This window comes from Citrobacter sp. HN-141, from assembly GCF_033341895.1.
Classification (GTDB): Bacteria; Pseudomonadota; Gammaproteobacteria; order Enterobacterales; family Enterobacteriaceae; genus Citrobacter.
Window position 1 is genome coordinate 18,229 of sequence record NZ_JAWPBF010000004.1, and the last position, 19,905, is coordinate 38,133.

Below are 19,905 nucleotides of genomic sequence, written 5' to 3' on the forward strand. Positions count from 1 at the left end.
CAGCGAAATTACGCCTGCAGGAAGTCTTCGCGCACCGGAGTGAAGGTATCGAGCAATGTTCCCGGCTGTAAACAGACGCAGCCGTGCGTGATATTGGGTTGCTTGTACAGGGTGTCTCCTGCACTGACGACATGCTTTTCTTCCCCAATCGTAAATTCAAACTCACCCGATAAAACGTAGGTGAGTTGTTCATGCGGGTGGTTGTGCATCGGGCCAACTGCGCCCTGCTCGAAATTAACTTCCACGGCCATCATTTTGCCATCGTGAGCCAGAATACGCCGGGTAACGCCGTTACCCAGATCTTCAAGCGTGGTTTCTTTATGAAAAATAAACATTCGATACTCCCACAATAAAATGAAACATTATTTCATTAAATTTATATCAGAAAATAAAAAAAGGAAATGCGGGCCGACAGATGTGGAAAGTTGATCACATCTTTGGTTCACTGGGAGGACCACCACGAATAAGGGAAAATGATGAAAACGATCGGTCTGTTAGGCGGAATGAGCTGGGAATCCACTATTCCCTATTATCGTCTGATTAATGAAGGGGTTAAGCAGAATCTGGGCGGTCTGCATTCTGCGAAAATTCTGCTGCACAGCGTCGATTTCCATGAGATTGAAGCCTGCCAGTCGAACGGTGACTGGCAGCGGGCAGGGGAGATCCTGGCGCAGGCTGCGCTGGGGTTACAGCAAGCGGGTGCTGAGGGAATTGTGCTGTGTACCAACACCATGCATAAAGTGGCCGAGGCCATTGAAACGGCCTGCGATGTCCCGTTTTTGCACATTGCCGATGCAACAGGGCGGGCTATACAACAGCAGAAGATGAGTAACGTCGCGCTGTTGGGCACGCGTTACACCATGGAACAGGATTTCTATCGTGGGCGTTTACAGACGGAATTTGGCATTAGCACGCTAATCCCTGACGCTGACGACCGACAGAAAATAAACCAGATTATTTTCGAGGAGCTGTGCCTTGGTGAATTTAGCGAAACGTCCCGCGACTATTACCTGAGCGTGATTGAGCAACTGGCTCGTCAGGGGGCACAAGGGGTGATCTTCGGCTGCACCGAAATTGGCCTGCTGGTTCCCACTGAAATGAGCCCGTTGCCGGTCTTCGATACCGCGGCGATCCATGCGCAGGATGCCGTGACGTTTATGCTTTCACCTGAGACTGCAAAATAGCCTCCAGCGGGTCGGTAATCCGGTGGAGATGGGCCTGTAGATGTGCCGTAAAAGCATCAACCAGCGCGGATGCCGGGCGATGCAGTGGATGAATCAGGCTGACGGTAAAAGGTACTGAAACACTAAAACGCCGGATGGCAATCCCGCTGCCTGCGTAATCCAGAGCGGTCAGCGGGTTTACTACTGAGATCCCCACGCCGGCACGTACCATCGCACAAATTGATGCGGCACTGTGCGTTTCTATGACCATTCGGCGCTTGACCTGATGATCATTAAACAGGGTATCCAGCAACTGGCGATAGCTGTCGGTGCGCGACAGGCTGATATAGTTTTCCCCCTGAAAATCTTGCGGTGTTAATACCGCTTTCCCGGTCAGCGGATGTCCCTGCGGCAGCACGCAAACTTCATCCAGCGACAGTAATTCAGTGCGTTTAGTCCCGGCGGGGGTATGCAGGGTCTCAGTAAACCCGAGATCGTGACGTTGTGCTGATAGCCACTCTTCCAGCAGCGGCGACTCCTGCGGCACAATCTGAATGTTAACCTGCGGGTAGCGGGTGAGGAAGGGTTGCAGCAACGGCGGTAAAAAGGACTGCGAGAACACGGGCAGGCAGACAATCGACAGCTCGCCCTGACGAAACTCGCGCAGGCTTTCGGCGGCGCTCACAATTCTGTCCAGGCCGTACCACGAACGTTGCACCTCTTCAAACAGGCGTAGCCCTTGCACTGTAGGATGCAGCCGGCCTCGCGTACGTTCGAACAGTGTTAACCCCAGAACTTTTTCAAATCTTGCCAGCTCGCGACTGACGGTAGGCTGCGAGGTGTGCAGCATCTGTGCGGCTTCCGTTAGGTTGCCTGCTGTCATAATGGCGTGAAAAATTTCAATGTGGCGCAAGTTAACGGCGGGCATTGGCGATCCTCAAATATACATCCCATATCATTTTTGCATAGACTCGCGATAAAACGATATTTTTTATTCTCTTCGTGCTGTGGCGTAATCATAAAAAAGCCAATACCGGAGCACAGCATGCCACGTCCACTCAACAGCACTGATACTGACCTGACCGCAGATAACCTACTGCGTCTGCCCGCCGAATTCGGCTGTCCGGTATGGGTTTACGATGCGCAGATTATCCGCGCGCAGATAGCCAAACTGAGTCAGTTTGACGTGGTGCGTTTTGCCCAAAAGGCCTGCTCGAATATCCATATTTTGCGTCTGATGCGTGAGCAGGGCGTGAAGGTGGATTCAGTCTCGTTGGGTGAGATTGAACGTGCGCTGGCGGCAGGTTTTGTGCCGGAGAATGATGAAATCGTCTTTACCGCCGATATGATTGACCAGGCGACGCTGGCCCGGGTGCATGAGCTACGTATTCCTGTAAACGCCGGGTCGGTTGATATGCTGGAACAGCTGGGCCAGGTTTCGCTAGGGCATCGTGTATGGCTGCGCGTCAACCCAGGTTTTGGTCACGGGCATAGCCAGAAAACCAATACCGGCGGCGAGAACAGCAAGCACGGTATCTGGTATAGCGACCTTCCGGCGGCGCTGGAAGTTATTCAACGTTACCAGCTGAAACTGGTGGGCATTCACATGCATATCGGCTCCGGTGTGGACTACGGCCATCTGGAGCAAGTGTGTGGCGCGATGGTGCGTCAGGTTGTTGAATTCGGTCAGGATCTGGACGCTATATCTGCGGGCGGAGGGTTGTCGATCCCATATCGCGAAGGAGAAGAGGTGATCAACACCGATCACTACGTTGGTTTATGGAGCGCGGCACGCGATCAAATAGCCAAACATCTGGGGCATCCGGTGAAGCTTGAGATCGAGCCAGGACGCTTTCTGGTGGCGGAAGCGGGTGTGCTGGTGGCGCAAGTGCGCAGTGTGAAAGAGATGGGCAGTCGTCACTTCGTGCTGATCGACGCGGGCTTTAACGATCTGATGCGACCGGCAATGTACGGCAGCTATCACCATATCTCCGCATTGGCCGGGGATGGCCGCTCGCTGGATAATGCGGCGCAGATTGAGACGGTGGTTGCCGGTCCACTGTGCGAATCGGGCGATGTTTTTACCCAACAGGAAGGCGGCAAAGTCGAAACCCGTCTATTACCTGCGGTAGTGCCGGGAGATTACCTGGTATTGCATGATACAGGGGCGTATGGCGCATCGATGTCGTCGAACTACAATAGCCGCCCGCTGCTACCGGAAGTGCTGTTTGATAACGGCGTGGCGCGACTGATTCGTCGTCGCCAGACCATTGAAGAGCTACTGACGCTGGAGCTTATCTGATTGCATGCCGGATGGTGCTACGCTTATCCGGCCTACGAAGTTAACGGTGGGGCCTGCAGGCCGGATAAGGTGAAGCCGGCATCCGGCATCTGATTACTTAAAGTACGGTCCGAGCGTTACGGAGTCACGCAACACCAGGGTACCCGTAAACGGTGGAATGGGTTCTACGTCTTCGTCATTAGCCAGACGAATAGCCTGATCGATTGCGGTGGTTATCATGGTATCAATCGGCAGATAGACGGTGGAGAGTCCTGGCTCCAGCCACTTCGCGCTGGGCGCATCATCAAAACCAAACAACGAAACATCCTCGGGGATCTTTAGTCCAGCCTGATGTAATGCTTTCGATGCACCTAACGCCATGTCATCGTTACAGGCGAACAGTGCGCTGAATTTCACCCCTTCATCCAACAGTTCACGACAGGCTTCATAGCCCCTGGTCATCGTTGAATCGCCGTATTTGACCTTGGTGGGTTCCCAGGGAATACCATTTTTTTCCAGCGCCTTACGATATCCCATCAACCGGGATTTACCGGTTGGCGTATGGCCGGGGACGGTGATGCATGCAATATCACGATGTCCTTGCGAGATGAGGTAATCGACGGCCTGAAACGCCGCGTTTTCCTGTTCAAAGAAAATCGCGCGGTCGCGGGCCTGGCTGACGTCGCGGTTAATGACCAGCAATGGCATATCAATGCGGGTCATCAGCGACAGAATCGCCTTTTCGCTCATGTAGCGGGTGTAGAGAATAATGGCGTCGCACTGTCGGTCGGCCAGCATTTGAACGGCTTCCTGCTCACGCTCTGGTGTGTCATGTCCGTCGGTGACAATCAGCTGTTTGCCGTGAGACTCCGTCTGGCGTGATGCCTGTTGCAGCAAACGACCAAAGTAGAATCCATCAAATGTAGACACCACCAAACCAATGCTGTTGCTGGTGCGGTTTGCCAGTGAACGCGCTAAAAAATTAGGTCGATAATCTAATGCCTGCATGGCGTTGAAGACTTTCTGGCGCGTGCTTTCTTTAACCTGCCCCGTACCATTAAGTACGCGTGAAACGGTCGCTTTCGATACGCCAGCATGTCGTGAAACGTCTAACATCGTTGTCATGACGCAATCCTGATTAATCGTTTGACGAAGAATTTCCCGGCTCAGTCAGCGCCGAAACGGAATGCCGACGTACCAGCGTTGGGTTAAATACGTGAGTGATTTCCGGGACCGGGCGTTTTTCGGCCAGCGCCAGCGCCAGTTCGGCGGCCTGGGTTGCCATCGTCACGATAGGGTAACGTACCGTCGTCAGCCGCGGACGCACGTAGCGTGAAACCAGTACATCATCAAAGCCAATCAGCGAGATTTCGCCTGGTACATCAATGCCATTATCGTTTAACACACCCATAGCGCCCGCCGCCATTGAGTCGTTATAGCAGGCGATAGCCGTGAAGTTTTTGCCGCGACCGAGCAGCTCAGTCATTGCCTGCTCGCCGCCGCTTTCATCGGGCTCGCCAAACGTGACCAGTCGATCGTTTACCGGAATATTGCTTTCCGCCAGCGCGTCGTAATAGCCTTGCAAACGGTCTTCCGCATCTGAAATGCTGTGGTTGGAACACAGATAACCGATGCGCGTATGGCCCTGCTGAATAAGATGACGGGTTGCCAGCCAGGCACCGTAACGGTCGTCCAACGCAACGCAGCGTTGTTCGAATCCCGGTAAGATTCGGTTGATCAGTACCATACCGGGGATCTGTTTCATCAATGATGTCAGCTCGGCATCCGGGATAATTTTAGCGTGGACCACGAGGGCTGCACAGCGGTGGCGAATAAGCTGCTCAATCGCCTGACGTTCCTTTTGCTCGTTATGGTAGCCGTTGCCAATCAGTAAAAAGTTACCGGTGTTATAGGCCACCTGCTCGACAGCTTTAACCATTGCCCCAAAGAACGGATCGGACACATCACCGACTACCAGACCGACGGTTTCAGTCGATTGTTGTGCCAGCGCACGCGCATTGGCGTTGGGGTGGTAGCTGAGTGATTCCATTGCACTCATTACAGCCAGACGCGATGCTTCGCTGGCTTTGGGGGAGTCATTGATCACTCGAGAAACGGTGGCGACTGATACACCAGCTAGTCGGGCTACATCCTTTATGGTCGCCATGATAGTACCTGTTGTGGGTAAACGCTTACATCCCGCCAGTGTTACGGAAAACGGCTGTCTGTTCAAGCAGATTGCCCGTCAGGACGTCGCAAATGTGAGCGGACACGAGCGAAGTAAGACAGAAAATAGAAAATGAAAACCTTTGCTTACACTTTGCGATGTGCTGTTGCGATTGTTCGCTGGTGAGGGGAGAGAGCGGATTGATAGAGTTGAGATCCCAGAGGTATTGATAGGTGAAATCAACTTTCGGGTTGATCACAAAATTTACACCAGCCTGCGCAGATGCGCAGGTTTTTTTTGCGTCCAGCGTACCTGTAACAGTAACCGATAATTTACACAACTCGTTGCACTTGGGTTCATTCCTTTGCGTTTTCCAACTGGCGGAACGGCGCAGTGACGGCCACAATCAAGATCCCAGAGGTATTGATTGGTGAGATTATTCGGTACGCACTTCGTACCTGTCTCTTGCACCGACCTGCGCGGATGCGCAGGTTTTTTTTCGGACTCTATTTACCCGTTATCTGTCGCGCCCATTCCCCAACTCGTATAATCTCCCATCATTGATGTTCATATAATTAATGGTACAGGGAGTTGAGATGCTATTTGGCTTTTTTCGTAACCTGTTTCGCGTGCTTTTTCGTGTTCGCGTCACGGGCGATGTCAGCGTGCTACGGGGAGAACGCGTCTTAATCACGCCTAACCATGTCTCATTTATCGATGGTATCCTGCTGGCGCTCTTTTTACCGATTCGCCCTGTGTTTGCCGTTTACACCTCTATTAGTCAGCAATGGTATATGCGCTGGCTCACTCCACTGATTGATTTCGTACCGCTAGACCCAACCAAACCGATGTCGATTAAACATCTGGTACGTCTGGTCGAGCAGGGCCGTCCGGTGGTTATCTTCCCGGAAGGGCGTATTTCGACCACCGGTTCACTGATGAAAATCTACGACGGCGCCGGGTTCGTTGCCGCAAAATCAAAGGCGACGGTGGTGCCTGTGCGTATTGAAGGCGCGGAACTGACCCATTTCAGCCGTCTGAAAGGTCTGGTTAAACAGCGATTCTTCCCGCAAATCAGCATCCATATCCTACCGCCAACGGCATTGCCGATGCCGGAAGCGCCGCGCGCACGCGATCGTCGCAAAATTGCCGGTGAAATGCTGCACCAGATTATGATGGAAGCGCGTATGGCCGTCCGCCCGCGTGAAACGTTATACGAGTCTCTGCTGGCGGCAAAATACCGGTTTGGCGCAGGCAAAAACTGCATTGAAGATATTAATTTCACGCCGGACAGCTATCGCAAACTGCTGACGAAAACGCTGTTTGTCGCACGTATTCTGGAAAAATACAGCACCGAGGGTGAAAGAATCGGCCTGATGCTGCCAAATGCGGGTATCAGCGCGGCGGTTATTTTTGGCGCCATTGCGCGTCGACGTATCCCGGCCATGATGAACTATACGGCGGGTGTGAAGGGGTTAACCAGCGCCATTACCGCGTCAGAAATCAAAACCATTTTTACCTCCCGGCAGTTTCTCGATAAGGGCAAGCTCTGGCATTTACCGGAACAACTCACGCAAGTGCGCTGGGTGTATCTGGAAGACTTGAAGGCCGATGTGACGTTTAGCGATAAGCTGTGGATTTTCTCACACCTGCTGGCGCCGCATCTGGCACAGGTGAAACAGCAGCCGGAAGAGGCCGCGGTGATCCTCTTTACCTCGGGATCAGAAGGCCACCCGAAAGGTGTCGTTCACAGCCATAAGAGCATTCTGGCGAACGTCGAGCAGATTAAGACGATTGCCGATTTCACCGCCGACGATCGCTTTATGTCAGCATTGCCGCTATTTCACTCTTTTGGCCTGACGGTAGGGTTATTCACGCCGTTGCTAACCGGCGCTGAAGTGTTTTTGTACCCCAGTCCGCTGCATTACCGCGTCGTTCCTGAGCTGGTATATGACCGTAACTGCACCGTGTTGTTTGGTACCTCAACGTTCCTCGGCAATTATGCGCGGTTTGCTCACCCGTACGATTTCCACCGTCTGCGCTATGTTGTTGCCGGAGCCGAAAAGCTGCAAGACAGCACGAAACAGTTGTGGCAGGAGAAATTTGGTCTGCGCGTCCTTGAAGGTTATGGCGTGACGGAGTGTGCGCCGGTGGTGTCGATTAACGTACCGATGGCGGCGAAATCGGGAACGGTAGGGCGCATTCTGCCTGGTATGGATGCCCGACTGTTGGCCGTTCCTGGTATTGAGGATGGCGGGCGTTTACAGCTGAAAGGCCCTAATATAATGAGCGGCTATCTGCGCGTCGAAAAGCCGGGTGTACTGGAAGTCCCGACCGCAGAAAATGCCCAGGGTCAGATAGAACACGGCTGGTACGACACCGGTGATGTCGTGCGCTTTGATGAAAATGGCTTTGTACAGATTCAGGGGCGTGCCAAGCGCTTTGCTAAAATCGCCGGTGAGATGGTGTCACTGGAGATGGTTGAACAGCTGGCGCTGGCGGTATCTGCTGACAAAATGCATGCCACGGCTATCAAGAGCGATGCCAATAAAGGGGAAGCGCTGGTGCTGTTTACTACCGACGGCGAGCTGACCCGTGAAAAATTACTCCAGTATGCGCGCATCCACGGCATTCCAGAGCTTGCCGTACCGCGTGATATCCGCCACCTGAAACAACTCCCTCTGCTCGGCAGCGGTAAGCCAGATTTTGTCACACTGAAAAGCTGGGTTGATGAACCGGAAAAACAACATGCGTGAGTCAGTACACACTAGCACTTCAATCTGGTCCAAAGGGATGATGTCCGTTATCGCCGCGCAGTTTTTGTCCGCGTTTGGCGATAACGCATTGTTGTTTGCTACCCTGGCTTTGCTCAAGGCGCAGTTCTACCCGGACTGGAGTCAGCCAATCCTGCAAATGGTGTTTGTGGGCGCTTACATTCTGTTTGCCCCTTTTGTCGGGCAGGTCGCGGATAGCTTTGCGAAAGGCAGAGTGATGATGTTCGCCAACGGTCTCAAGCTGCTGGGGGCGGCGAGTATCTGTTTCGGCGTTAACCCATTTCTCGGGTATACGCTGGTGGGTATTGGCGCAGCGGCGTATTCTCCGGCCAAGTATGGCATCCTGGGTGAGCTGACGACTGGCGACAAACTGGTGAAAGCGAATGGCCTGATGGAGGCGTCAACCATTGCCGCTATCTTGCTGGGTTCTGTTGCTGGCGGTGTGCTGGCCGACTGGCATGTCATTGCTGCGCTTTCCGCCTGCGCCCTGGCCTATGCTGGTGCCGTGGTGGCTAACCTGTATATCCCGAAACTGGCCGCGGCTCGCCCCGGTCAGTCGTGGCATCTGGGGAAAATGACGCGCAGTTTCTTCTGTGCCGCCTCTTCGCTGTGGCGCAACGGCGAAACACGTTTCTCGTTGGTAGGAACCAGCCTGTTTTGGGGCGCGGGCGTCACGCTGCGTTTTCTGCTGGTGCTGTGGGTGCCGGTGGCGCTGGGCATTACCGATAACGCCACGCCGACCTATCTCAACGCTATGGTGGCTATCGGGATTGTTGTGGGTGCCGGGGCGGCAGCAAAACTGGTGACGCTGGAAACGGTGTCGCGCTGTATGCCTGCGGGGATACTGATAGGCGTAGTCGTCCTGATTTTCTCGCTTCAGCATGCGCTGTTGCCAGCCTATGCCTTACTGATGCTTATCGGCGTGTTGGGCGGTTTTTTTGTCGTACCACTGAATGCGTTGTTACAGGAGCGAGGCAAAAAAAGCGTGGGGGCGGGCAACGCTATTGCGGTGCAAAACCTGGGTGAAAACAGCGCGATGTTGCTGATGCTCGGTATCTACTCACTGGCGGTGTTGGTGGGTATTCCTGCGGTAGCCATCGGCGTTGGATTTGGTGCGCTGTTTGCCCTGGCGATTACGGCGCTGTGGATCTGGCAGCGCCGCCGGTAACATTGCCGGATGGCGACGCAAGCGTCTTATCCGGCCTACAGGAAGAACAATTTGTAGGCCTGATAAATGCAGCGCCATCAGGCACTAAAAATTACGGTGCAGGATAGGTATACACCTGATGCACCGCTTCAATCTCCGCCAGTACTTCTTCGCTCAACTGCAGATGCAGGCTTTCAACGTTGGTTTTTAGCTGCTCCATCGTCGTTGCGCCCAGCAGTGTGCTGGCGACAAACGGCTGACGACGAACAAAGGCCAGCGCCATCTGCGCAGGATCGAGGTTATGGCGTTTGGCGATATCCACATAGGCAGCTACCGCTTTTTGCGTTTGCTCGCTGCTGTAGCGCGTAAAACGGCTAAACAGCGTATTGCGCGCGCCGGCAGGTTTCGCACCGTTCAGGTATTTACCGGTTAAGGTGCCAAAACCAAGGCACGAGTAGGCCAGGAGCTCAACGCCTTCATACTGGCTCACTTCGGCCAGTCCAACTTCAAAGCTGCGGTTCAGCAGGCTGTACGGGTTCTGGATAGTGGCGATACGCGGCAGGTCATGTTTGTCTGCCAGGTGCAGGTAACGCATTACGCCAAAAGCCGTTTCGTTGGAAACACCGATGTAACGAATCTTACCTGCACGCTGAAACTCTGCCAGCGCGTCCAGCGTATCCAGCAGGGAAACGACCGGCGCGGAGTCCGTCCAGCTATATCCCAACTTACCAAAGCAGTTTGTCGGACGCTGCGGCCAGTGGACCTGATAGAGATCGAGATAATCGGTCTGCAGTCTTTTCAGACTGTCGTGCAGCGCTTCACGGATGTTTTTACGATCCAGCGCCTGATTCGGTCGAATACCGCTGTCATTGTTACGCGCCGGGCCGCTGATTTTAGAGGCAACGATCAGTTTTTCGCGGCTGCCGTGCTTGGCGAGCCAGTTGCCCACGTAAGTTTCGGTGAGTCCCTGGGTTTCTGGGCGAGGCGGTACCGGATACATCTCGGCAACGTCGATTAAATTTATGCCTTGTGCAACGGCATAGTCGAGCTGTGCATGTGCGTCGGCTTCGCTGTTTTGTTCACCAAACGTCATTGTGCCCAGCCCCAGTGTACTGACTTCCAGCGAGCTGTGGGGTATACGGTGATATTGCATAGCCGTTTCCTTTTTATAATCACGACATAAGGATTATAAAAATGGCTGAGGGAAGGGAAAAAGGGAAGCAAAATCGTTAAGGCCAGCAGCGCGGCTGACCTTAACCATCAACGCTCAATGATTTGAGAGACTTCGTCGCGGTTAATTTGCATCGCATTGCCTTGCTGATCGTGATAACTCACCAGACCGGTATCATCGTCAATTTCTGGTTTACCATCGGTCAGGATCATTCGACCATCTTTTGTTGCCATCACATAATCACTGCTGCATCCGGAAACGGCAAAAGCCAGCCCGACGGCGGAAATTAAAACTGCCCATTTTTTCATCTGCTTATCCTCACATGGCCTGCGTCTGACACTAGTTTAGTAATAACGCGAAGTTGTGCAGGGCGAAAGCAGTAAAATCTTAATCTGTGAGAGAGGGAAGGTGTGCGGGGAGTATTCGCTCCCCATGCGGGGAGCGATAGTATCTGTCAGAGCGGATTTTTTTTATTGCGCCACAGATTCAGGGTCTCTACCGCGATAGAGAAGAACATCGCGAAGTAAATGTATCCTTTCGGCACATGGACATCGAAGCTTTCCAGGATTAGCGTGAAGCCAACCAGTATCAGGAAAGAGAGTGCCAGCATTTTTACCGAAGGGTGACGATCAACAAACTCACCGATTGGGCGGGCTGCAAACATCATTACACCCACGGCAATCACGACGGCTGCCATCATAATAAACAGATGATCGGACAAGCCTACTGCGGTGATTACTGAGTCCAGACTGAAGATAATATCCAACAACATGATCTGCACAATCGCGCCGAGGAAAGAAGAGACGCGGGTTTTCAGCCCTTCCTCTTCGCCCTCAATGGACTCGTGGATCTCTTTACTCGCTTTCCAGATCAGGAACAATCCGCCGAGCAGAAGGATCAGATCGCGCGCTGAAATCGCCTCGCCAAACAGCTCGAATAACGGATTAGTGAGCCGCGTTACCCAGGCGATGGATGCCAGCAGCGCCAGGCGCATCACCATCGCTGCCGCCAGCCCGATTCGTCGGGCATGATTGCGTTGTGCTGTTGGGAGTTTTGCTACAACCAGAGAAAGGAAAATAATATTGTCGATCCCGAGAACGATCTCCAGCAGCGTCAGCGTACCGAGCGCTAGCCAGGCGTTAGGATCGGTTATCCATGCAAATAACATCGAACAAAGTCCTGCCAAAAAAAAGAAGCGGTAATTATAGGCGCGTAACGCGACGGGCGAAAGGTCAGGGTGTGTTATTGAGCCTGGAATAGAAAATGCCGTTCCAGCAGTGCGCGGGTGAAGTTCTTTTTCAGATAAAACCCGCGTGGCAGAGTCAGGATCGGTTCACCATGGGCACCGATTGCTTCGGTAAGTGCCCGGGCGTTGGCGGCTTTTGGGCGTAGTTGTAAAACTTCACCATGACGGGCGGTGATACGTTCGACGTGCCCTAACACAATCATGTCCATTAACTCTTCCCAGTCCAGACGCAACTGTCGATCTTCCTCTTCGTTCGGACTCCACAACAGCGGAGAACCAACGCGCCGTTCAGCCACAGGGATGCTGCGTTCACCTTCTACGGGTATCCACAATACGCGTTTAAGCTTGTGTCGAACATGGCTGGTTTCCCAGGTCACGCCGGTATTGCCGGTTAACGGTGCCACGCAGACAAAGGTCGTTTCCAACGGTCTGCCAAGGCTATCCACAGGGATCGTTTTTAACTCCACGCCCAGCGCGGCGAAATCCTGCTCCGGTTTACTGCCCGCACTGGCCCCAAGCCAGATTTCCAGCAGCACGCCAATCCAGCCTTTGTCCCGCTTCAGATCTTTTGGCGCAACGAGTCCTGCCATCGCCGCCAGTTCTCCCAACGTGTAGCCCGAAAGTTGCCGTGCCTGGTGCAGCAACTGGGCTTCGGATTCAGGAGGAGAAAGCAATGGATGGAGTTCTGGCATCAGGTTTACCCTTGGGTTAAAAAATGAGCAATGATTTTATACCGTGTGGACAGAGTTTATCTTTTTCCACATGCTTTATCCAATTGCATGATTTATAGTGGTTTTTATATTTTGATGTAGAGTGTTGCGCAACAGAAAACGGGGTTTTCCAATTCTGGTCACTGACAATGAACAGGATCTTACACCATGTTATCCACAGAAAGATGGGATAACTGTGAAAAACCCCCACTACTGTTTCAATTTACAGCCTTGACGTGCGACGAAAATCGAATTTTCACACAAATTGTGCCTAACTTATTGGCATAATCTGTGGATAAAACCAACGCTGGTCGATCTTTCATCAGCTCGAAGAACGTATGCGTGATGCACATCACATTTCTGCATGTTTAGCTACAGTTGTTGCTTTTAACTTAATGAATATATAAGACTATTTTTGGAGTGTGACGGATGTCCTATTCAGACTGTTCCGGGTTTTCCCATAGTAATTCCGTACTTCTTCACAACTATATCCACAGAAAAGGTGAATAAAATCGCCTATGTAGCGTATCTTCTGTTTATAACTCGGCCCTTTGCTGTGAGTTATTCAATTGTTATTAGAATATCGCCCCCTTAACAGAATGGTTTACCGCCCCTCTGGAGTGTGAAACAATCGTTTGTATATAAGGTTTATGTTGAGGTAGTCCGGTGATTGATGACGATGGCTACCGCCCGAATGTAGGGATAGTAATTTGTAACCGCCAGGGGCAGGTCATGTGGGCCCGGCGATTTGGTCAGCACTCCTGGCAATTCCCGCAAGGCGGGATAAATGCAGGAGAGACAGCAGAGCAGGCGATGTACCGGGAACTCTTTGAAGAAGTCGGTCTGAGTCGTAAAGATGTGCGGATCCTTGCTTCTACTCGTAACTGGTTGCGTTACAAGTTACCGAAACGTTTGGTGCGTTGGGACACAAAGCCAGTTTGTATCGGCCAGAAACAAAAATGGTTTCTTCTGCAGTTGGTCAGCAGTGATGCTGAAATCAATATGCAAACCAGCAGTACACCTGAGTTCGACGGCTGGCGCTGGGTGAGTTACTGGTATCCGGTTCGACAGGTGGTGTCATTTAAACGCGATGTCTATCGCAGGGTGATGAAAGAATTCGCAAGTGTTGTGATGGCGCTTCAGGAGAGCACTCCTAAGCCGCAAAGCGCACCTGCGTACAGACGTAAAAGAGGTTAAGCTACGCAAATTATGCTCACCCGCCTGCGCGAAATAGTCGAAAAGGTGGCCAGTGCCCCACGTCTCAATGAGGCGTTGAATATTCTGGTTACTGACATCTGTCTTGCGATGGATACAGAGGTCTGCTCGGTCTACCTGGCCGATCACGACCGACGCTGCTATTACCTGATGGCGACCCGAGGGCTTAAAAAACCACGCGGTCGCACTGTTGCACTGGCGTTTGATGAAGGGATCGTTGGCCTGGTTGGCAGGCTGGCGGAACCTATCAACCTCGCCGATGCGCAAAAACACCCCAGCTTTAAGTATATTCCTTCGGTGAAAGAAGAACGTTTTCGTGCGTTCTTAGGCGTACCGATCATCCAGCGACGCCAGTTATTAGGCGTCCTGGTGGTACAGCAACGTGAGTTGCGGCAGTACGACGAAAGCGAAGAATCTTTTCTGGTCACGCTTGCCACACAAATGGCCGCTATTCTGTCTCAGTCGCAGTTAACCGCGCTATTTGGGCAATACCGGCAAACGCGTATCCGTGCGTTGCCTGCCGCTCCCGGTGTGGCAATCGCTGAAGGCTGGCAGGATGCCACGCTGCCGCTGATGGAGCAGGTGTATCAGGCTTCAACGTTGGATCCGGTGCTTGAGCGTGAACGTCTGACGGGCGCACTGGAAGAAGCTGCGAATGAATTTCGCCGCTACAGTAAGCGTTTTGCTGCCGGGGCACAGAAAGAGACGGCGGCAATTTTTGATCTCTATTCGCACCTGCTCTCCGATACCCGTCTGCGCCGCGAGTTGTTCGCGGAAGTGGATAACGGCTCGGTGGCCGAGTGGGCGGTTAAAACGATCATTGAGAAGTTTGCCGAACAGTTTGCCGCGCTAAGCGATAACTATCTTAAAGAACGCGCCGGGGATTTGCGCGCGTTGGGGCAGCGTTTGCTGTTCCATCTTGATGACTCTGTTCAGGGACCGAATGCCTGGCCGGAACGTTTCGTGCTGGTGGCGGATGAGCTGTCTGCCACTACGCTGGCGGAACTTCCCCAGGACCGGTTGGTAGGGGTTGTCGTCAGGGATGGTGCCGCCAACTCTCACGCGGCGATTATGGTCCGTGCGCTGGGGATCCCGACCGTAATGGGGGCTGATATCCAGCCGTCTGTGTTGCACCGCCGCACGTTGGTGGTGGATGGCTATCGTGGCGAACTGTTGGTTGATCCGGAGCCGGTATTAATCCAGGAATACCAGCGTCTCATTAGTGAAGAGATCGAACTGAGCCGTCTGGCGGAAGATGATGTTAATCAACCGGCACAGTTGAAAAGCGGCGAGCGCGTGAAGGTGATGCTCAACGCGGGGCTAAGTCCGGAACATGAAGAGAAGCTGGGTAGCCGAATTGACGGTATCGGGCTGTATCGTACTGAAATTCCGTTCATGCTGCAAAGCGGCTTTCCATCTGAAGAAGAGCAGGTTGCGCAGTATCAGGGCATGCTGCAGATGTTTAACGATAAGCCCGTAACTCTGCGTACGCTGGATGTCGGGGCCGATAAACAACTGCCGTACATGCCCATCAGCGAAGAGAATCCATGCCTTGGCTGGCGAGGGATCCGCATAACGCTCGATCAACCGGAGATCTTTTTGATCCAGGTTCGCGCCATGCTGCGTGCGAATGCGGCAACCGGAAACCTGAGCATTTTACTGCCGATGGTGACCAGTATTGATGAAGTGGATGAAGCGCGACGCCTGATAGAACGTGCCGGACGCGAAGTGGAAGAGATGATCGGCTACGAGATCCCAAAACCACGCATTGGCATCATGCTGGAAGTCCCGTCGATGGTGTTTATGCTGCCGCATTTGGCAAACAGGATCGATTTTATCTCGGTTGGGACCAACGATCTGACCCAGTATATTTTGGCTGTCGATCGGAACAACACGCGCGTTGCCAGTATTTATGACAGCCTGCATCCGGGGATGTTACGTGCGCTGGCCATGATTGCGCAGGAGGCGGAGAAAAGCGGCATCGATTTGCGCTTGTGTGGTGAAATGGCGGGTGACCCGATGTGCGTGACCATCCTTATTGGGCTTGGTTTCCGTCATTTATCGATGAACGGGCGTTCTGTAGCACGTGTGAAATACCTGCTGCGCCATATCGATTTTGACGAAGCGCAAACGCTGGCGCAGCGCAGCCTGGAAGCGCAACTGGCGACGGAAGTACGCCATCAGGTGGCGGCCTTTATGGAGCGCCGTGGCATGGGAGGATTGATTCGCGGAGGATTGTAGGCCTGATAAGCGTAGCGCCATCAGGCAATACGGGGGTAAAGATTAGCTATACAGATCTTTTACATCTTCCCGGCATCCGCTGCGATCCCCTTGTGCTATCATTCGCACCTTTGGAGCGCCTGCATTATGCAGGCGCGCTTATCAATTGCTGTCTGACTTCAGCGAAATAACAAGAACTTGTGGTGACAGATGACCAGTAGCTATCTGCATTTTCCGGATTTCGATCCGGTCATTTTCTCAATTGGACCCGTCGCGCTTCACTGGTACGGCATGATGTATCTGGTGGGGTTTATTTTCGCGATGTGGCTGGCAACGCGCCGGGCTAATCGCCCGGGCAGTGGCTGGACCAAAAACGAAGTAGAAAACTTACTTTATGCAGGCTTCCTCGGGGTCTTCCTCGGCGGGCGTATTGGCTACGTGCTGTTCTATAACTTCCCGCTGTTCCTTGATAACCCGTTGTATCTGTTCCGCGTCTGGGATGGGGGCATGTCCTTCCATGGCGGGCTTATCGGGGTGATTCTGGTGATGATTATCTTCGCCAAACGCACCAAGCGTACATTCTTCCAGGTCTCTGATTTTATTGCTCCACTGATTCCGTTTGGTTTGGGCGCAGGCCGTCTGGGTAACTTTATTAACGGTGAACTGTGGGGGCGCGTCGACCCGAACTTCAAGTATGCCATGTTGTTCCCAGGCTCCCGCACTGAAGATATTTTATTGCTGCAAACCAACCCGCAGTGGCAGTCTATTTTTGACACATACGGCTCTTTGCCTCGCCATGCCTCACAGCTTTATGAGATGGCGCTGGAAGGGGTTGTGCTGTTTATCATTCTTAACCTGTTTATTCGCAAACCTCGTCCGATGGGCTCGGTTTCCGGTCTGTTCCTGATTGGCTATGGCGCGTTTCGTATTATCGTCGAATTCTTCCGCCAGCCGGATGCGCAGTTTACCGGCACATGGGTTCAGTACATCAGCATGGGGCAGATCCTGTCTATCCCGATGATTGTCGCAGGTATTATTATGATGGTTTGGGCGTATCGTCGCAGCCCGCAGCAACACGTTTCCTGAGGAACCATGAAACAGTATTTAGAACTGATGCAAAAAGTGCTGGATGAAGGCACACAGAAAAACGACCGTACCGGAACCGGAACGCTTTCCATTTTTGGCCATCAGATGCGTTTTAATCTGCAGGAAGGGTTTCCTCTGGTTACGACTAAACGCTGCCATTTACGCTCGATCATCCATGAGCTGTTGTGGTTTTTGCAGGGCGACACCAACGTTGCCTACCTGCATGAAAACAACGTCTCAATCTGGGATGAATGGGCTGATGAGAACGGTAATTTAGGTCCGGTGTACGGCAAACAGTGGCGTGCATGGCCAACACCGGATGGCCGTCATATTGACCAGATCACGACGGTGCTGAACCAGTTGAAAAACGACCCGGATTCCCGTCGTATTATCGTTTCCGCGTGGAACGTCGGCGAACTGGATAAAATGGCGCTGGCGCCGTGTCATGCGTTTTTCCAGTTCTACGTGGCGGATGGCAAACTCTCTTGCCAGCTGTATCAGCGTTCATGCGATGTGTTCCTCGGCTTGCCGTTTAACATTGCCAGTTATGCCTTGCTGGTTCACATGATGGCGCAGCAGTGCGATCTTGAAGTCGGTGATTTTGTCTGGACAGGCGGCGACACGCACCTGTACAGCAACCATATGGATCAAACACATCTGCAGCTTAGCCGTGAACCGCGCGCGCTGCCGAAGCTGGTTATCAAACGTAAACCCGATTCAATTTTCGACTATCGTTTCGACGATTTCGACATTGAGGGTTACGATCCGCACCCAGGCATTAAAGCACCGGTCGCTATCTGATCGGGGCTAATCCTGTCACAACCGGCGCCTTACGCGTCGGTTTTTTTTGCCTTACATTCCATTCTGCGGCGCTGATTCCTGAAATTTTGTAACGTGATGCAATGCGATAAATATTCTCCGTAGCTTGCCGAAGAAGCTGAATTTCCCCCTCGTTATTAATTTCTCTCACGCCATACTGACGGCATGAAAAAACAACAAGGCTACACGCTTCTCGAAACCCTGATTGCAATGCTGATTGTCGCGGCGCTTGGCGCATCGGGGTTGTACGGTTGGCAGCGCTGGCAACAGCAGCAGCGGTTATGGCAAACAGCCAGCCAGGTGCGGGATTACCTGCTGCAATTGCGTGAAGATGCTAACTGGCGCAATCGTGATCACGTCATCAACGTGCTCCGCGAAGGGGGAACATGGTGTCTGGCAAGTTCAGCGGCGTCACAAACGTCGTGTCAGCCTGTTTCACCGTTGATATTTACGCCACTCTGGGCTGATGTCGAGATGGCAGAGATAACACCGTCACTGGCTTTTTTCGGCCTACGTAATACCGCATGGGCCGGGCATATCTACCTGAAGAATGCTGCAGGTGAATGGCGTGTGGTGGTGTCTGGTTGGGGACGAATCAGGCTTTGCGAACGCGGTGAGGCGGATCAATGTCGGTAAGTGAACGTGGCTTTTCACTGTTTGAGGTGCTTATCGCTATGGTGATAAGCAGCATTTTACTCCTCAGCGCTGCGCGATTTTTACCTGCGCTGCAGCGCGAGATTTTGCATAACACTCGTCAGCTGGTGCTTGAAGATGAGCTCTGGCAGCGGATCTATACCGTGGCGAAGCATCTCCAGCGGGCTGGCTATTGTCGGGGAAACTGTATCGGAGAAGGGCTGATGATATCAGCCGCGGGAGACTGTGTCATTGCACGCTGGGATGCCAACAGCAACGGTGTCTGGGAAGATATTCTGGCAAAGGAGGCCGATGCCGTTGGGTTTCGTGTTCAAGATAAGGTGCTGGAAACCTTGCGTGGCGCGACAACCTGCGTGGGAAAAGGTTGGGATAAAATGACCGATCCGGATTCTATTCAGATTGAGGTATTTCAGGTGGAACGCCTGAATATCAGCGGATTTGCGCCAGTGCTTTCGTTGCACCTGCGCGGGAGAAGCAACGCCGATCCTCAAAAGGTCATTGAGGCATTCTATGGCGTCACAGGGTTCAACCTGTGAACCGCGAGCGAGGTGTTTCATCGCTTGCAATGGTACTTTTACTCCTGGTACTCGGCAGTCTGTTGCTGCAAGGCGTGAGCCGACAGGAGGCGAGTTTTGCGTCGCGGGTGGCAACAGAAAGCCAGTCGCTACAACATCAGGCAGTGGTGCAATCCGCCATGGAATGGGCTCGTATGCAGCCCTGGAGCTTGCAGATGGCAACCCAGTGTCGACGCTATTCCACGCAGGGGGCGGCAGTCTGCCTGCGTGTGTTCGACGACGATCTTGTGCTACTTATTGCGCAATATGAAGGTATATCGCTATGGCGTCAGGGGATGATTATCGAGGGTACTATCGAATTCTCAGCGCATGGCTGGAGCGATTTCTGTCCGTTAAAGGAGCTGGCGCTATGTCTGATACCCTGAACAGACAGCGTGGTTTTAGCCTGCCGGAAGTGATGCTGGCAATGGTGCTGATGGTAATGATCGTGACCGCCCTATCTGGGTATCAGCGGGCGCTAATGAAGAGTTTTTTAGTCAGAAGCCAGTACCAACAACTGTGGCATCACGCCTGGCAGCAAACGCAGTTGCATGTGTTTTCACCACCTTTAAACTGGCAAATTAACCGAATGCAGACAACGGTAGCGGGATGTGTCAGCATCAATGTTAAAATTACTTCCCCTCTGGGCAGGCAGGGTCAGATGACACGACTGCACTGCCCAAATCGTCAGTAGTCAG

The 19,905-nt window shown here is 52.9% G+C and carries 21 protein-coding genes; 12 read left to right on the plus strand and 9 right to left on the minus strand.

Annotation, left to right across the window (positions count from 1 at the left end):
* Positions 1-8: 8 nt before the first annotated feature.
* On the minus strand, positions 9-335 hold the full coding sequence (locus RYZ59_RS06170) for a cupin domain-containing protein (protein WP_318045684.1): 327 nt from the start codon (positions 333-335) through the stop codon (positions 9-11).
* A 141-nt stretch (positions 336-476) separates the two neighbouring features.
* Here RYZ59_RS06170 and RYZ59_RS06175 point away from each other — a divergent pair, with 141 nt between their 5' ends.
* A complete protein-coding gene (locus RYZ59_RS06175) occupies positions 477-1,184 on the plus strand; it encodes an aspartate/glutamate racemase (RefSeq protein WP_318045875.1) in 708 nt (235 codons plus the stop codon).
* On the opposite strand, the gene RYZ59_RS06180 is transcribed toward RYZ59_RS06175, so the two are convergent.
* Positions 1,156-2,091: a LysR family transcriptional regulator gene (locus RYZ59_RS06180; protein ID WP_318045685.1), complete on the minus strand. Its 936-nt coding sequence runs from the start codon at positions 2,089-2,091 to the stop codon at positions 1,156-1,158. The genes RYZ59_RS06175 and RYZ59_RS06180 overlap by 29 nt on opposite strands.
* A 117-nt stretch (positions 2,092-2,208) precedes the next feature.
* On the opposite strand from RYZ59_RS06180, the gene lysA reads away from it, so the two are divergent.
* On the plus strand, positions 2,209-3,465 hold the full coding sequence (gene lysA, locus RYZ59_RS06185) for a diaminopimelate decarboxylase (protein WP_318045686.1): 1,257 nt from the start codon (positions 2,209-2,211) through the stop codon (positions 3,463-3,465).
* Positions 3,466-3,558: 93 nt separating this feature from the next.
* Here the strand turns inward: lysA and RYZ59_RS06190 are convergent, their stop codons facing one another.
* The 3 genes from RYZ59_RS06190 to RYZ59_RS06200 are packed head-to-tail and all read right to left on the minus strand — an operon-like array spanning position 3,559 to position 6,017.
* Positions 3,559-4,569, minus strand: coding sequence for a LacI family DNA-binding transcriptional regulator (locus RYZ59_RS06190; RefSeq protein ID WP_318045687.1), 1,011 nt, complete (start codon positions 4,567-4,569; stop codon positions 3,559-3,561).
* A 13-nt stretch (positions 4,570-4,582) separates the two neighbouring features.
* Positions 4,583-5,611, minus strand: coding sequence for an HTH-type transcriptional regulator GalR (galR, locus tag RYZ59_RS06195; protein WP_318045688.1), 1,029 nt, complete (start codon positions 5,609-5,611; stop codon positions 4,583-4,585).
* 25 nt (positions 5,612-5,636) lie between these two features.
* Positions 5,637-6,017: a hypothetical protein gene (locus tag RYZ59_RS06200; RefSeq protein ID WP_318045689.1), complete on the minus strand. Its 381-nt coding sequence runs from the start codon at positions 6,015-6,017 to the stop codon at positions 5,637-5,639.
* A gap of 190 nt (positions 6,018-6,207) precedes the next feature.
* On the opposite strand from RYZ59_RS06200, the gene aas reads away from it, so the two are divergent.
* Together aas and lplT are read left to right on the plus strand one after the other, a co-directional pair.
* Positions 6,208-8,367 carry a bifunctional acyl-ACP--phospholipid O-acyltransferase/long-chain-fatty-acid--ACP ligase gene (gene aas / locus RYZ59_RS06205; RefSeq protein ID WP_318045690.1) on the plus strand — a complete coding sequence of 720 codons (2,160 nt, stop codon included), beginning with the start codon at positions 6,208-6,210 and terminating at the stop codon, positions 8,365-8,367.
* On the plus strand, positions 8,360-9,553 hold the full coding sequence (lplT, locus tag RYZ59_RS06210) for a lysophospholipid transporter LplT (protein WP_318045691.1): 1,194 nt from the start codon (positions 8,360-8,362) through the stop codon (positions 9,551-9,553). Before aas ends, lplT begins: the two co-directional genes overlap by 8 nt.
* A 91-nt stretch (positions 9,554-9,644) precedes the next feature.
* Here the strand turns inward: lplT and RYZ59_RS06215 are convergent, their stop codons facing one another.
* From RYZ59_RS06215 to mutH, 4 genes are all read right to left on the minus strand, one after another.
* Complete coding sequence (locus RYZ59_RS06215; RefSeq protein WP_318045692.1) at positions 9,645-10,685, minus strand: NADP(H)-dependent aldo-keto reductase; 1,041 nt, start codon at positions 10,683-10,685, stop codon at positions 9,645-9,647.
* 107 nt (positions 10,686-10,792) lie between these two features.
* On the minus strand, positions 10,793-11,011 hold the full coding sequence (ygdR, locus tag RYZ59_RS06220; RefSeq protein WP_005123410.1) for a lipoprotein YgdR: 219 nt from the start codon (positions 11,009-11,011) through the stop codon (positions 10,793-10,795).
* Between the two features lie 146 nt (positions 11,012-11,157).
* On the minus strand, positions 11,158-11,871 hold the full coding sequence (locus RYZ59_RS06225; RefSeq protein ID WP_040232169.1) for a TerC family protein: 714 nt from the start codon (positions 11,869-11,871) through the stop codon (positions 11,158-11,160).
* 74 nt (positions 11,872-11,945) lie between these two features.
* On the minus strand, positions 11,946-12,641 hold the full coding sequence (gene mutH / locus RYZ59_RS06230) for a DNA mismatch repair endonuclease MutH (protein ID WP_137382693.1): 696 nt from the start codon (positions 12,639-12,641) through the stop codon (positions 11,946-11,948).
* A gap of 684 nt (positions 12,642-13,325) precedes the next feature.
* On the opposite strand from mutH, the gene rppH reads away from it, so the two are divergent.
* The 8 genes from rppH to RYZ59_RS06270 all read left to right on the plus strand — a co-directional run bounded on the left by rppH (position 13,326) and on the right by RYZ59_RS06270 (position 19,901).
* The gene (gene rppH / locus RYZ59_RS06235; protein WP_003825602.1) at positions 13,326-13,856 is read left to right on the plus strand and encodes an RNA pyrophosphohydrolase; all 531 of its coding nucleotides are present in this window, start codon (positions 13,326-13,328) and stop codon (positions 13,854-13,856) included.
* 12 nt (positions 13,857-13,868) lie between these two features.
* Entirely contained in the window at positions 13,869-16,115 is a 2,247-nt protein-coding gene (gene ptsP, locus RYZ59_RS06240) for a phosphoenolpyruvate--protein phosphotransferase (RefSeq protein WP_115642935.1), read from the plus strand.
* Positions 16,116-16,304: 189 nt separating this feature from the next.
* Positions 16,305-17,180: a prolipoprotein diacylglyceryl transferase gene (gene lgt, locus RYZ59_RS06245; RefSeq protein WP_048213109.1), complete on the plus strand. Its 876-nt coding sequence runs from the start codon at positions 16,305-16,307 to the stop codon at positions 17,178-17,180.
* A 6-nt stretch (positions 17,181-17,186) separates the two neighbouring features.
* Positions 17,187-17,981, plus strand: coding sequence for a thymidylate synthase (gene thyA / locus RYZ59_RS06250; protein ID WP_137382695.1), 795 nt, complete (start codon positions 17,187-17,189; stop codon positions 17,979-17,981).
* Positions 17,982-18,164: 183 nt separating this feature from the next.
* Entirely contained in the window at positions 18,165-18,635 is a 471-nt protein-coding gene (locus RYZ59_RS06255) for a prepilin peptidase-dependent protein (protein ID WP_318045693.1), read from the plus strand.
* A complete protein-coding gene (locus RYZ59_RS06260) occupies positions 18,626-19,189 on the plus strand; it encodes a prepilin peptidase-dependent protein (protein WP_318045694.1) in 564 nt (187 codons plus the stop codon). Before RYZ59_RS06255 ends, RYZ59_RS06260 begins: the two co-directional genes overlap by 10 nt.
* Entirely contained in the window at positions 19,186-19,593 is a 408-nt protein-coding gene (locus tag RYZ59_RS06265; RefSeq protein ID WP_318045695.1) for a DUF2509 family protein, read from the plus strand. Before RYZ59_RS06260 ends, RYZ59_RS06265 begins: the two co-directional genes overlap by 4 nt.
* The gene (locus RYZ59_RS06270; protein ID WP_318045696.1) at positions 19,578-19,901 is read left to right on the plus strand and encodes a prepilin-type N-terminal cleavage/methylation domain-containing protein; all 324 of its coding nucleotides are present in this window, start codon (positions 19,578-19,580) and stop codon (positions 19,899-19,901) included. The genes RYZ59_RS06265 and RYZ59_RS06270 overlap by 16 nt, the downstream gene beginning before the upstream one ends.
* Positions 19,902-19,905: the final 4 nt, after the last annotated feature.

Excerpts from the sequence above, each read along its gene's own strand:
- RYZ59_RS06170 (WP_318045684.1), bottom strand. The coding sequence starts at position 335 with ATGTTTATTTTTCATAAAGAAACCACGCTTGAAGATCTGGGTAACGGC.
- RYZ59_RS06175 (WP_318045875.1), top strand. The coding sequence starts at position 477 with ATGAAAACGATCGGTCTGTTAGGCGGAATGAGCTGGGAATCCACTATT.
- RYZ59_RS06180 (WP_318045685.1), bottom strand. The coding sequence starts at position 2,091 with ATGCCCGCCGTTAACTTGCGCCACATTGAAATTTTTCACGCCATTATG.
- lysA (WP_318045686.1), top strand. The coding sequence starts at position 2,209 with ATGCCACGTCCACTCAACAGCACTGATACTGACCTGACCGCAGATAAC.
- RYZ59_RS06190 (WP_318045687.1), bottom strand. The coding sequence starts at position 4,569 with ATGACAACGATGTTAGACGTTTCACGACATGCTGGCGTATCGAAAGCG.
- galR (WP_318045688.1), bottom strand. The coding sequence starts at position 5,611 with ATGGCGACCATAAAGGATGTAGCCCGACTAGCTGGTGTATCAGTCGCC.
- aas (WP_318045690.1), top strand. The coding sequence starts at position 6,208 with ATGCTATTTGGCTTTTTTCGTAACCTGTTTCGCGTGCTTTTTCGTGTT.
- lplT (WP_318045691.1), top strand. The coding sequence starts at position 8,360 with ATGCGTGAGTCAGTACACACTAGCACTTCAATCTGGTCCAAAGGGATG.
- RYZ59_RS06215 (WP_318045692.1), bottom strand. The coding sequence starts at position 10,685 with ATGCAATATCACCGTATACCCCACAGCTCGCTGGAAGTCAGTACACTG.
- ygdR (WP_005123410.1), bottom strand. The coding sequence starts at position 11,011 with ATGAAAAAATGGGCAGTTTTAATTTCCGCCGTCGGGCTGGCTTTTGCC.
- RYZ59_RS06225 (WP_040232169.1), bottom strand. The coding sequence starts at position 11,871 with ATGTTATTTGCATGGATAACCGATCCTAACGCCTGGCTAGCGCTCGGT.
- mutH (WP_137382693.1), bottom strand. The coding sequence starts at position 12,641 with ATGCCAGAACTCCATCCATTGCTTTCTCCTCCTGAATCCGAAGCCCAG.
- ptsP (WP_115642935.1), top strand. The coding sequence starts at position 13,869 with ATGCTCACCCGCCTGCGCGAAATAGTCGAAAAGGTGGCCAGTGCCCCA.
- lgt (WP_048213109.1), top strand. The coding sequence starts at position 16,305 with ATGACCAGTAGCTATCTGCATTTTCCGGATTTCGATCCGGTCATTTTC.
- thyA (WP_137382695.1), top strand. The coding sequence starts at position 17,187 with ATGAAACAGTATTTAGAACTGATGCAAAAAGTGCTGGATGAAGGCACA.
- RYZ59_RS06255 (WP_318045693.1), top strand. The coding sequence starts at position 18,165 with ATGAAAAAACAACAAGGCTACACGCTTCTCGAAACCCTGATTGCAATG.
- RYZ59_RS06260 (WP_318045694.1), top strand. The coding sequence starts at position 18,626 with ATGTCGGTAAGTGAACGTGGCTTTTCACTGTTTGAGGTGCTTATCGCT.
- RYZ59_RS06270 (WP_318045696.1), top strand. The coding sequence starts at position 19,578 with ATGTCTGATACCCTGAACAGACAGCGTGGTTTTAGCCTGCCGGAAGTG.